The organism is Lactiplantibacillus nangangensis (assembly GCF_005405065.1).
GTDB lineage: Bacteria > Bacillota > Bacilli > Lactobacillales > Lactobacillaceae > Lactiplantibacillus > Lactiplantibacillus nangangensis.
This window is the reverse complement of the sequence record NZ_BJDI01000001.1, coordinates 159,313-172,060: the sequence shown is the minus strand read 5'-3', so window position 1 is coordinate 172,060 and position 12,748 is coordinate 159,313. Positions and strand designations below refer to the sequence as shown.

Below are 12,748 nucleotides of genomic sequence, written 5' to 3'. Positions count from 1 at the left end.
ATCCGGTTTCATCTATGATAAAGAGTATAACGAAATTAACTAATAAGGGTGATTATAATGAGCAAAACATTAGGTAGTATTGAAGCAGGCGGGACTAAATTTATTTTAGCAGCCGCAGATGAATCATATAAAATTATTGCTAAAAAACGGATCCCAACGGAAGACCCTAAAACGACGTTGGCAGGTTGTATTGACTTCTTCAAGGAAAACCCTGTGGATGCCATTGGTTTAGGGTCATTTGGCCCAATTGGTATCAATAAGGGCAACAAGGACTATGGTCATATCTTATCAACGCCAAAGCCTGGTTGGGCTGGCACGGATATGGTCGGTACCTTGACTGACGCTTTGCACGTGCCAGTTTACTTTACGACCGATGTGAACGCGTCTGTTTATGGTGAATATATCGCCGGTAGCGCTAAAGACGTTCATTCGGCGGTTTACTTCACCATTGGGACTGGGATTGGCGGTGGCGTCATCCAAGATGGTAAGTTTATTGGTGGCTACTCCCATCTTGAAATGGGGCACGCACCGGTCATGATGCACCCAGATGACCATTACGAAGGTTTCTGCCCATTCCATGGTAATCGTTGCTTTGAAGGGGTCGCAGCTGGCCCTACCATTGAAGCGCGGACCGGTATTCCTGGTGAAAAGTTGGAACGTGACAATCCAGTCTTTGATTACATTGACTATTACGCGGCTCAAATGGCCTTCAGCGCTTACGTCAACTATGCCCCAGAAAAGATTATTTTTGGTGGCTCAGTGGTCAATGACGACGATATGATCAAAGTGCGTCAATACTTCGACAAGTTGAATAATGACTATGTCAAGATTCCAGAAAACTTGATCGTTCACAGTCACTTCGCTGACAATGCTTCAGCGACTGTCGGTGATTTTGCCTTGGCAGCTTCATTACTAAAGTAGGCTAACTGCTGGCTAAGTAAGTGATTTTAGATATTTAAGTTGTTTTTTAGTAATAACTGTTAATCAAATTGGTGTGCTATGAAAAATGGCACACCAATTTTGATTAACAGGGTGCGCCGAAGCTGTAAATGTCACTGGAATGCCAGTGACCAGACCTTTTTGGTACATTGACCAGCCAAATGACTGGCTTTTTGTACAATGTGCCCATGGTAAATGACAACGCTTTCAACTAGAATAGAAACTGTTGAAAGTTGGTATAAATAAACAAAAGATATTAACTAATCTGATATATATTCGAAAGCATTGTGAGAAAGGCTGGTATACATTATGGTTGAAATTAATCTGGAACATATCTATAAACGTTACCCAAACGCTGATAAAAATTCAGTTAATGATTTTGATCTCCACGTTAAAGATAAGGAATTTATCGTCTTCGTTGGACCTTCTGGTTGTGGGAAGTCAACGACTTTACGGATGATCGCGGGTCTGGAAGATATTACAAAGGGGACCTTGGAAATCGGTGGGAAAGTCATGAACGATATTCCACCGCGTGACCGTGATATTGCCATGGTCTTCCAAAACTACGCCTTGTATCCACATATGACCGTTGCGGGGAACATGGCCTTTGGGTTGAAGTTACGTAAATATAGCAAAGAAGATATTGCTAAACGAGTTGATAACGCCGCTGAAATCTTAGGTTTAACGGACTTCTTAGACCGTAAACCGGCCGATTTATCTGGTGGTCAACGGCAACGGGTCGCTTTAGGCCGGGCCATTGTGCGTGATGCCCCAATCTTCTTGATGGATGAACCTTTGTCTAACTTGGATGCCAAATTGCGGGTTTCAATGCGGGCCGAAATCGCGAAGTTACATCGTCGCTTGAATACGACCACGATTTACGTTACTCATGATCAAACTGAAGCGATGACGATGGCTGATCGGGTGGTTGTTATGTCAACTGGTCAGATCCAACAAATCGGGACCCCTTCTGAAATTTATGATCGGCCACGGAACATGTTTGTTGCCGGCTTTATCGGGTCACCAGCCATGAACTTCTTTAATGTCAGCTACCGTGATGGCGTGATCAATGACCATAAAGGGGTTGAATTGCACGTTCCTGAAGGGATGAGCAACATTTTGGACAAGCGGGGCTACAACGGTAAGGAAATCGTCTTCGGGATTCGTCCAGAAGATATCCATACTGAAAAAGTCTTTATTGATACTTGGCCAAAACAAACCGTACATGCCACGATTAACGTGTCTGAATTGCTTGGTGCGACGAGTCAATTGTACAGTCAAGTTGGCGATACTGAATTTGTGGCTAACGTTGATGCACGTGACTTCCACAAGCCAGGTGCCAAAGTGGACATGGGCTTTGATATTAACAAAGCGCACTTCTTCGATAAGGACAACCAAAGTTCAATCATGTTAGACGAAGAAGAAGAAAACCAACCAACTGAAGCTTAAGTTATTGACAAGCCCCCTAACCTTGTCGACTTAAAACTGCTTCCAAAAACTCTCCGTGGGAAGCTCGCCGGTGACTCCTAACCATCGACAACTCAATATGATCATCCCAAATCATAATGATTTTGAGCTTCCCACACCCTTGCCAAAGGCGCTCGCAGACTATCTGCGAGCGCCTTTACTGTTCTAATGACTACGAACTAGTCAGACACTTTGAATCGACAATTGTACACAATTGTCGATTGACATGTTAAGCTAAAAGTAAGCGATAACATGTTTTGGAGTTAGAGTTTAAAAGAGGGTGGATTAGGTGCACAGTGTAATGATTGTTGATGACGAGTACATGATCCTCAAAGGGATGGCAAAAATCGTTGATTGGCAGCGTCACGGCTTTGAAATTGTTCAAACGGCCCGCAATGGGAAGCAGGCTTTAGCCGCATTTAAGCAGCAACCGGTGGATTTAGTGATTACGGATGTCCGCATGCCGGAGATGACTGGGCTAGCGTTGATGCAAAAACTGCAAGCGTTGCCACAAGCGCCGGTCGTCATTGTTTTGTCAGGCTTTCAAGAATTTGATTATGTGAAACAAGCGCTGCATTTTGGCGCCATGGATTATTTGGTTAAACCAATTGATGCGCAGGAATTAGATCAGGTATTGGATCGTGCCAAGCAGCAGTTAGACTTACGCACGAAGACGGATGCGACGAAGCACTATTACTTAGAGATGCAGACAGAACGGTTGATCTCACAAGAGCTGACCCGGAGCAAGCGACCCAATTATTGGACAGCGCAGGCGCAGCGACTAACCAACATAAGTTTACGGTCATCTGTTGTAATGCTGTGACAAATTATGATGCTTTAAGTCAGGCTTGTCAGCAGCAGAAACAAAATCTGTATTATGCGAGTCAGGATCAGTTTATTATTTGTTTTATCGGCTCACACATTGCCTTAACGCAGTTTATTCAGCAGTTAGAAGCGCAACAGCTGATTACGGGTGAGTCCTTTGTGACCGTGGGGCAACGGGTCAGTGAGCTTTCGGAATTGGCCGATAGTTTGGAACAGGCGCAAACACTGGCCGAGCTATACCAATTTTACGAAGATCGGTCGCCATTTTTATCGGGGGCAATGCGAACTGAATGGTTGCGGCAAGCGGAGATTCCTAAAATTTCGTTGGACAAATTCAAACGGGCGCTAGGGAGTGACAACCAAACCCTCATGGTCACGTTGACGCGGGCGATGTTTGCCAAGTTGAGTAATGAACACGTCGCCCCGTCGTATGCGCGGCAAGTCGCCTTTCTGGTGCTAAATGTGTTGAGTAATTACCAGACATTCAGCAATCAAGATTACGAGCGGCAACTCACGGCAATCGACAATGCACCGACGATTGCGCGGTTGGAAGAAGCCGTTGTCGCAATCGTACAACGATATGAGCCGAAGACGCAGCCGAGCTTTTCTAAGAACGTGCGACAAGTTATCGATATCGTGGCGCAAGAGTATGCGCAGGATTTATCGCTGACGCAAGTAGCGGATCGGCTGCATTTGAACCCGGTCTATTTGGGCCAGTTGTTTAAAAAAGAGGTTCACACGAGTTTTTCGAAGTATTTGAATCAGCATCGCATCGACCAAGCCAAAGAAATGCTGACGCATACGGATGAAAGTATTAGTAACATTGCGTTAGATATTGGTTATACGAATAGTGGTTATTTTTATAAGAACTTCCGGTTGATTTGTGATATTTCACCAAAGGAATATCGGCGCCAAGCGTTAACGCAGCCGATGAGATAGTCTTTGCAATTATTAAAACGGTTTGCCTCCGGGCACTGCTGATGACATGCGGTCGTGGGACCGGGCCAAGCCTGAAAAACGTCTTGACCCTCGCCCGGAACAGTTGCCAAGGTCGCAATTGTCCCGGACCGTCCGTGGCGTAAGGCCGGCGAAAAACCAGCCGACCAAACGCCACCATCACGACCGATGCAATCAGCAGTGCCCTCCGGCTTGTTAAAGGGTTGAGCTTTTGCAATTTTTAGATATTAAGTAAAAACCGAGCAGTCGATAATCGCATTCAGATCATGGACTGCTCGGTTTGTGTTTAAGCATTGAAAATTAGTTGGTTAATTATTTGGAACTAGGCCTAAGCGAGTGGCAATATGGGTACTTGTCATCAATTTTGCATGGCTGATTGTGAAATCTGTCAACGGTTCACCATCAATACTCGTGCTTTGAACGAAGTTGTTGTGATCGTGGTTATTAGTGGTCGTCAGCTGTAAATCGTGACCTGCCAAGTGCAAGGTCACTTGGTCAAAAGCAGGAATCCCGAGGGCGTATTCCGCGTCAGCGGGGCATACTGGGTAGAAGCCCAAGCAGGCAAAAATGAACCAGCCAGCCATTGAGCCGTTATCTTCATCACCAGGGAAACCAGTGGCCGAAGCGTTGAATAGTTTCCGTAATTGTTTAACTGCAACTTGCGTCTTCTCAGGATGACCAGCGAAGTCGAACAAGTAAGGCAGATGGAAACTTGGTTGATTGGAAATCGCCAGTTGGCCGTAGTCTACAGCAGCTAATTCAGACATTTCATGGATAACCATTTCATAGCCGCCGACGTGATAAGTCGGTTTAGTGTTACATAATTCAGTTAGTTGGGCGTTAAATCGGTCTTTACCACCCAGCGCCGTCATTAAACCGGAGATGTCATGAAAGGCGCTGTAACTGTTTTGCCAAGCACTACCTTCCGTATAGTCGGTTCCCCAGCGGTCTGGCACAAAGTTAGGCTTGAAGTTACCGTCACTATTCTTAGGGCGTAAAAAGCCAGTTTCAGGGTCTAATAAATTAAGATAGCGTTTCGATAATTGCCAGTATTTTTCCGCGACTTTCGGTTGGGCTAACGTGTCGGCCACTTGCCCGATGCAGTAGTCACTGTATGAGTAATCTTGTGTCCAGTTCACGCTTTCCTTGTATTTATCGGCTGGAATATAGCCAAACTTGTCATAATCGGCGCTACCTTGACGACCATAGCGTTCACCTGTAGCGCTTTTAGAATCGCTATCTTGCATGGCGGCCAACAGTTCAGGCATTAAATCCGCGGCTAAGCCTTTTTTAGCACTTTCAGCGATCACGGAATCAACGAGGTTGCCGGGCATCATGCCGCGTTCGTCTGGTGCGAGCCAGCGTGGTAAGAAACCTGTTTCTTGGTAACTAGTCAAGAAGCCCCGCAGGAATTTTGGCAATAGTTCGGGTGCCAGAATTGAGAAGAGTGAGTAGACCGTCTTCGAAGTATCCCAGAAACCATTGTTGGTATAAAGTAGCCCAGGTTTGGCCGTTTTTGCTATGGTGTCGTAATGAATCGGTTGTTCAGTTTCATCTAATTCATAGCAACGTTGTGGGAACAAGAATAAGCGATAAAGGCAAGTGTAGAAGGTCTTCACCGTTGCTGGATGATGATCCTCAACCGTGATGCGGCCGAGGTAATTATTCCAAAGGTCAGCGCTTTCATTTAGTAACATGTTAAAGGTTGGCGTCTGTAGCCGTTGCAAGTTCCGGGTCGCTTGGGCTGCGTTGAGATAAGAAGTGGCTAAGCGACAGTCAACCTGGGCTACCGTGGTCGCTAAAAGTAAGGTCAGTTGTTTGCCGGCGCCTTTAGTTGCGGCATGCCACTGATTATCGGCATCGTAAAAACCAGAATTAACAACATCAAAATTAGGAATTGCGAGTTCAAACGCCATGGCCAAGTTTGGATCTTCGCCACCGTGGTAATCGGAGACACTCATTTTGACGCCAGTTGCCGTGAATTCGAATTGACCGTCATCGGGTAATTGGATCGCAATCCCGTGATGGGCGAGTTCTAACTGTTGGAAGTCGTAATTCAGGGCGGCACCATAAGCAGTTGGGACTAAGTCGGTTTGCACATTGAAATGATCGTCGAAAAGCGCTAAATGGTGAGCGTTAAAGGTGGCTTCATTTGGCCGATAGTTCCCAACTAGATCAGGCTTTTTGTCAGGATCAGCCCATTGCACGGCCGTTAACAGCAAGTGGCTGTAATCGCCGATCCACGGACTAGGCTGATGGGTCAAACGAATCCCTTCGAAACGTGGTGAGGCGGGTTGGAAAAACCAAGCGCCGTCAGCGCCGTTCGTTTGAACACTAAAGTAGTTCATGCCAAATGGTACACCAACGTATGGTAAACAGTTACCGTGGGAACGTTGCGGCGTATTAGCAGTTCCCTGGCGAATATCAATTTCATCAATTTTCAAGAGTTTGTTTCCTCCTTGGAAGCTAGAATTCTAGTAGAAGCGCGTTTGATCAATTTTACTGGCAAACGCACGATTTTCGGATTAGCAGGTGTATTGAGTAAGAGTTCAACCGCTTTTCGGCCCATGCCTTTAAAGTCCTGGGCAATCGTCGTCAAAGCGGGATAGGTCAAGCTGGCCGCCTGAATATTGTCGAAGCCGATGATCGAGAGCCGTTGCCAAATTGCTGGGTCAACGGCGCGTAAACGATTCATCAACTTGATGGCGATTAAGTCGTTTTCAACCACAATGGCCGTAATTTGATGCTGCTTGAGATAGTCTAACCAAGCGGTCGGTGTGAGTTCATTGAGGGCCACGAGTTCGTGAATCGACGCGACAGGCTTCAAACCGGCTTGATGTAAGGCTTGTAAGTAACCAAAGTAACGTTCATAGACTGAACTTGGTAGGACTGCCCCTGGATTTTGTGCATAGAATAAAATATGTTGATGGTGCTGTTTAATCAAGTGGGTCGTGGCGAGCTGACCACCGTTGAAGTTGTCGGCAGCGACCACGGGTAATTCTAATTCGGGCAGTGATTTATCGAGCAAGACGACGGGCACGTGATCCAACTTTAAGAGATAGAGTTGTTCCGCTTCCTGATAAAGGTCTTGTGGTAAATAAATAATCCCGGCATAGTTGCGCTTGATTTGTGTCGTGGTCAACTGGGCAAAACCACGGGGATCCATCGTGACGGCTTGATAGTTGCGGGCGTTGGCGGCGGCGCTGATACCGGAAGCATAGTCACCTAAACCAGCGTCGGTCGGAAATGGCAAGACGACGAGCAATTGTTTACTGGTTGTCGTCTGCGCATGCCGTTGGACGAAACTGCCACTCCCTTGCTTACGATAGATCAAATCGCGACTTTCTAACTCGGTCAGAGCCCGTTTTGAAGTGATCCGACTCACATGGTATGTTTTGGTGAGTTGTAATTCTGTGGGTAACTGGTCATCTGGTTGAAGTTCGCCAGTTAGAATTTGCTGTTTTAAATCGTTATAAATCGTCATATAACGGGGCTCTTTCCTTGGCATAACGTTAGTTCCTCCTTTGATTGTTTGATTTCAATGTTAATATATCATTTTTGGGTGAAAAAGGGAAGAAAAAGTCGCAATTTGATATAGACAACCGGAACCAGCATGTTATAATGACAGAAAATGATATATCAAATATGGGGTGAAACGATGACAACGAACTATGTTGATGAAGATGTCCAAGCATTTGTCACCAAGATCAATCAGTTAAGCCAACCTTTAAATCCAAAATTAGGCACTGTTTTTCAGAAGACTTTTTTAAATACGTTAGAAACGACGATTTCTGACGACGAACAAGGGTATGCGTTTATTTTGACCGGTGATATTCCGGCGATGTGGCAACGTGATTCAACGGCACAAGTCCGACCGTATCTCGCGTTAGCCCATGAGGAACCGAAAATCGCACACTTGATTACACGGGTCGTGCAACGGCAATTCTTCAATATGACCATTGATCCGTATGCGAACGCGTTTAATGAAACCGCCAACAATCATGGGCACCAATCCGATCAGACCGAGATGGGGCCTTGGATCTGGGAACGTAAATTTGAAATTGATTCCCTGTGTTATCCGGTACAGCTCGCTTACCTACTATATAAGAATACCGGTGCGACCGCGCAATTTGATGACAATTTTGTAACCGGTATCAAAAAGCTGCTAACGACCTTTGAAGTCGAACAACACCATGCGACGTCACTTTATCAATTTATTCGAACGCAGGATCATCCTGAAGATTCCTTGCCACAAGGCGGTAAAGGGCGTCCAGTTGGTGATACCGGCATGATCTGGTCCGGTTTCCGGCCAAGCGATGATGCTTGTGAATATGGTTATCTGGTGCCAGCGAATATGTTTGCCGTGGTAATCCTGGGCTACTTGCAGACGATCTTTAGCAGTATTCTCGATGATCCGAATATCGTTTCCCGCGCCAAACGGTTACAAGAAACCGTTAAAGCTGGGATTGAAACGTACGGTTACACGACTAATGCCAATGGCGAAAAAGTTTACGCCTACGAAGTGGATGGCTTAGGTCAGGCAATTTTGATGGATGATGGGAATGTGCCAAGCTTGCTAAGCGCGCCATACCTTGGTTATTGCGACTTACTAGATGTCAATTACCAACGGACTCGGCAAACGCTGCTGAGCCCAGAAAATCCTTACTATTACAGTGGCAAATTAGCCGCTGGGCAAGGGAGCCCACACACGCCGAAAAATTACATTTGGCCAATTGCGATTGCAATGGAAGGCTTGACGACGAACAGCCGCGAGCAACAATTAGCGGCACTCCAGACATTGATTAAAACGACCGGTGAGACCGATTTGATGCACGAGTCATTTGATGTGAACGATGATCATCATTTTACGCGCGAATGGTTCTCATGGGCCAACATGATGTATTGCGAATTATTATTGACGACACTTGGCTTAAAAATTGAAAGGTAGCTAATTAATTATGACAAAGAAAAAAGTATTCATTATTTCACACAGCCACTGGGATCGCGAATGGTACATGCCATTTGAACAACATCACATGCGTTTGGTCACTTTAGTTGATAACTTACTTGATATTTTCAAAAATGATCCCGACTTTGATAGTTTCCATTTAGACGGCCAAATGATTGCGCTTGATGATTATTTGGAAGTTCGCCCAGAACGTAAACCAGAAGTTGCGGCGGCAATTCGGGCCGGTAAGTTGCGCATTGGACCATTCTACATTTTACAAGATGATTTCTTGATCAGTCCTGAGTCCAATGTCCGTAACATGATCGTGGGTCGTGATGAAGCTAAAAAGTATGGTCAGGCGGTACCACTCGGCTACTTCCCAGATACCTTCGGGAACATGGGCCAAACGCCACAAATGATGGCCTTAGCGAACTTAAAGACGGCTGCCTTTGGTCGTGGGGTCACGCCAACTGGGTTTAATAACCAAACCGGTGATGCGGACTACGAATCACAATATTCAGAAATGTGGTGGCAAGGTCCTGATGGGTCAAAGATTTTAGGGTTGTTATTTGCAAACTGGTACAGTAATGGGAATGAAATCCCCGTTGACCCCGCACAAGCGAAGGTCTTCTGGGATCAAAAGTTAGCGGATGCTGAAAAGTTTGCGTCCACTGGCGATTTGTTGATGATGAATGGGGTCGATCACCAACCAGTTCAATTGAACGTGACAAAAGCCATCAAAGTTGCCAATCAACTCTATCCTGATTATGAATTTATTCATACGAATTTTACGGATTATTTGAAGACGTTGAGCGAAGATCTGCCAAAGGATCTCAGCACGATCAACGGCGAATTGACGAGCCAAGAAACCGATGGCTGGTACACTTTGGCCAACACGGCTTCCAGTCGGGTCTACTTGAAACAAACGAACACTAAGACGGAACGGTTATTGGAAAATCAGGCAGAACCATTGGCAACGATGGCTTATCCAGCTAAAGACTATCCACATGACCGGCTACGTTATGCTTGGAAATTATTGCTCCAAAACCACCCACATGACAGTATTTGTGGCTGCTCGGTTGATGAAGTTCATCGTGAAATGATGACGCGGTTTGCGAAGTCGAGTGAAGTTGGTCGCTTCGTAGCCCAAGATGCTTTGACGTTGCTCGCTAGTCGGGTCAAGACGACTGATTTTGACGCCAGCGCCAAGCCATTTGTCGTAGTGAACACAGCTGGTTACACGAAGTCTGGAATCACCGAAGCCACGATTGAATGGGATCGCCGTAACTTTAGCGAAGCCGGCACGATTCAAGAACAACGGGCTGAACTTGAAGCCGAATTAGCAGCCTTACCAGAATTAGCGGTTGTGGATCACAATGGCCAAGCAGTCCCATTCCGGATTGTTAACCAAGAAATTGGCTTCCATTATGACTTGCCAAAGGATAGTTTCCGGATTGCTTATCAAGCGATTGAAATTACCGTTGCCTTGAACATCACTGGATTACCAGCCTTTGCTTGGGAAGCCTTTGGTCTACAAGCGAAGTCTGTGGCTGCGAAAGCCATCGAAGTCGCACCAACGACGCCAAGCAATGACCATGAACTCAGCAACGAATGGGTGAAAGCCACGCTTGAAGCAGATGGTAGCTTAACGGTAACAAACCGCGAAACGGGTAAGACTTATCATCAAATGATGGTCTTTGAAGATACCGGCGATATGGGTAATGAATATATTTATCGTCAAACGGCTGACAATCACGCGATTTTATCGACAGACTTCCCAATGGAAACTGAATTGGTACACGATGATGCCTTGGGGACAGAACTCAAAGTGATCAACCACTTACAAATTCCAGTTTCAGCGGATGAAACGTTGATCAAAGAAGAAAAAGCCATCATTGATATTACGCAACGGACGGCTAAACGGTCAGCTGAATTACAGCCATTAGACATTACGACCACAATTACTTTAGGTCGGCATAGCAAACAATTACAATTTGAAACGAAATTAAATAACCAGATGCGTGATCATCGGGTCCGCGTGTTATTCAAGACGGGCTTGGTTACTGAAACGAACGAAGCCGATTCCATCTACGAAACGGTGACGCGGCCAAATCATCCAGCGAAGACTTGGCAGAACCCAACGAACCCACAACATCAACAAGCCTTTGTTAACTTGCATGACGCTGAAAATGGGGTCACGGTTGGGAACTTAGGTCTGAACGAATACGAAATCTTACCTGAAGACGGCACCATCGCAGTTACTTTGATTCGCTCTGTGGGCGAATTAGGGGATTGGGGCTACTTTGCAACGCCGGAAGCGCAAACGCAAGGCGAATTTACGTTTGACTACAATTTGGAATTACATGATGGGACTGAGGCGCAACGTTTGGCCAGTTACCACGATGCTCAGACGTTCCAAGTGCCATTCAGTGTACAAACAACCGCACACCACGCTGGCGATTTAGCACCGGCTGGGCAATATGTCCAACTCGATACACCAGCCTTTGCGGTCACTAGCTTGAAACGGGCTAACGACTCTGATGGCGTCACGCTACGAGGTTACAACTTAGGCCAAGCAGAGACACCATTAGTGGTCAACTTTAAGGGTGAAACCCCACAAGTGGTCAACTTCTTTGAAGAACCATTAACCGATAAAGCAGTCGATACCTTAGCTCCAGCTGAGATCAAGACGCTATTATTTAAGGACGCCGAGGTGAAGTAACGTGTCAACGTTAGGATTAATTGATATCGGTGGGACCAGTATCAAGTTTGCTATTTGGCAAAATGAGACCTTGGTCGGCCATCACGCAATTCCAACGCCGGAAACCAAAGCTGAGTTTATGACATTGCTGACGGCTGAAGTTGAAAAAATGAAGGCGCAAGCGCCAATTACCGGGGTCGGTATCAGTTCACCGGGGTCAGTCAACAAGGCGACCGGGGTTATCGAAGGCGCCAGCGCGATTCCGTACATTCATAATTTCCCGATTCAAGCGGAATTAGTGGCACGTTTTGGCTTACCGGTTAGTATTGAAAATGATGCCAACTGTGCCGCTTTAGCGGAGTTAGCTAGTGGTGCCGGCCGCGGCGCTAGTAGTTTAGCCTTCTTGGTAATTGGTACCGGGGTTGGTGGCGCGCTGATCTTCAATCATCAAATCTGGCACGGCGCGCATTTATTTGGTGGTGAATTTGGCTACACGAAAGTCAATGATCACGGGACACTCAGTGAACTGGGAACCGTACCGAATGCGATCAAACGCTATCTAGCCCACACCGACAAGCAATTTTCGGAACCGTTGACGGGTGAGATGTTATATACACTGGCAGCTAAGGCCGATTTGGATGCGCAACGCGAATTAAACACGATGTATGCGGCGCTCGCCCAAGGTGTTTTCAATATTCAATATAGTTTTGATCCTGAAAAGATTGTTTTAGGTGGCGGAATTTCGAACAATCCGCAACTGATTCCAGGCATTGAAACGGCCCTGGATAAGATTTATCAGCAAGTCAAAATTGCAACGCTTAAACCAGAGTTGGCGTTGTGCCAATATACGAGCGAAGCGAACTTGCGCGGTGCGGCAGTCGACTTTGAGCAATCAGTGAATTAGGAGGAAT

9 protein-coding genes are annotated in these 12,748 nt (G+C 46.1%); 7 read left to right on the top strand and 2 right to left on the bottom strand.

Translation table 11 applies throughout. From position 1 onward, the window contains the following. Positions 1 to 57: 57 nt before the first annotated feature. The 4 genes from FFM70_RS00795 (at position 58) to FFM70_RS00780 (ending at position 4,170) form a co-directional block, all read left to right on the top strand. Entirely contained in the window at positions 58 to 921 is an 864-nt protein-coding gene (locus FFM70_RS00795) for an ROK family protein (RefSeq protein WP_137614964.1), read from the top strand. Between the two features lie 327 nt (positions 922 to 1,248). Next, positions 1,249 to 2,388: an ABC transporter ATP-binding protein gene (locus FFM70_RS00790; protein WP_137614963.1), complete on the top strand. Its 1,140-nt coding sequence runs from the start codon at positions 1,249 to 1,251 to the stop codon at positions 2,386 to 2,388. Positions 2,389 to 2,695: 307 nt separating this feature from the next. Further along, complete coding sequence (locus FFM70_RS00785) at positions 2,696 to 3,229, top strand: response regulator (RefSeq protein ID WP_137614962.1); 534 nt, start codon at positions 2,696 to 2,698, stop codon at positions 3,227 to 3,229. Then, positions 3,226 to 4,170 carry a helix-turn-helix transcriptional regulator gene (locus FFM70_RS00780; protein ID WP_137614961.1) on the top strand — a complete coding sequence of 315 codons (945 nt, stop codon included), beginning with the start codon at positions 3,226 to 3,228 and terminating at the stop codon, positions 4,168 to 4,170. The genes FFM70_RS00785 and FFM70_RS00780 overlap by 4 nt, the downstream gene beginning before the upstream one ends. A 326-nt stretch (positions 4,171 to 4,496) precedes the next feature. On the opposite strand, the gene FFM70_RS00775 is transcribed toward FFM70_RS00780, so the two are convergent. Together FFM70_RS00775 and FFM70_RS00770 are read right to left on the bottom strand one after the other, a co-directional pair. Next, entirely contained in the window at positions 4,497 to 6,632 is a 2,136-nt protein-coding gene (locus tag FFM70_RS00775; RefSeq protein ID WP_137614960.1) for a GH92 family glycosyl hydrolase, read from the bottom strand. Then, the gene (locus FFM70_RS00770) at positions 6,629 to 7,696 is read right to left on the bottom strand and encodes a GntR family transcriptional regulator (RefSeq protein ID WP_137614959.1); all 1,068 of its coding nucleotides are present in this window, start codon (positions 7,694 to 7,696) and stop codon (positions 6,629 to 6,631) included. The genes FFM70_RS00775 and FFM70_RS00770 overlap by 4 nt, the downstream gene beginning before the upstream one ends. A 150-nt stretch (positions 7,697 to 7,846) precedes the next feature. Between FFM70_RS00770 and FFM70_RS00765 the strand changes: the two genes are divergently transcribed. Genes FFM70_RS00765 through FFM70_RS00755 form a run of 3 tightly spaced genes read left to right on the top strand, consistent with a single transcriptional unit; the run spans position 7,847 to position 12,741 of the window. After that, entirely contained in the window at positions 7,847 to 9,136 is a 1,290-nt protein-coding gene (locus tag FFM70_RS00765; protein WP_137614958.1) for a glycoside hydrolase family 125 protein, read from the top strand. A gap of 10 nt (positions 9,137 to 9,146) precedes the next feature. Continuing rightward, positions 9,147 to 11,858, top strand: a complete 2,712-nt coding sequence (locus tag FFM70_RS00760) for an alpha-mannosidase (protein WP_137614957.1) — start codon at positions 9,147 to 9,149, stop codon at positions 11,856 to 11,858. Position 11,859: 1 nt separating this feature from the next. Next, the gene (locus tag FFM70_RS00755; protein ID WP_137614956.1) at positions 11,860 to 12,741 is read left to right on the top strand and encodes an ROK family protein; all 882 of its coding nucleotides are present in this window, start codon (positions 11,860 to 11,862) and stop codon (positions 12,739 to 12,741) included. Positions 12,742 to 12,748 lie beyond the last annotated feature (7 nt).

What these genes read in the sequence shown, in the direction of transcription:
- FFM70_RS00770 (WP_137614959.1), bottom strand. Translation starts at nt 7,696, where the DNA reads ATGCCAAGGAAAGAGCCCCGTTATATGACGATTTATAACGATTTAAAA.
- FFM70_RS00790 (WP_137614963.1), top strand. Translation starts at nt 1,249, where the DNA reads ATGGTTGAAATTAATCTGGAACATATCTATAAACGTTACCCAAACGCT.
- FFM70_RS00760 (WP_137614957.1), top strand. Translation starts at nt 9,147, where the DNA reads ATGACAAAGAAAAAAGTATTCATTATTTCACACAGCCACTGGGATCGC.
- FFM70_RS00795 (WP_137614964.1), top strand. Translation starts at nt 58, where the DNA reads ATGAGCAAAACATTAGGTAGTATTGAAGCAGGCGGGACTAAATTTATT.
- FFM70_RS00765 (WP_137614958.1), top strand. Translation starts at nt 7,847, where the DNA reads ATGACAACGAACTATGTTGATGAAGATGTCCAAGCATTTGTCACCAAG.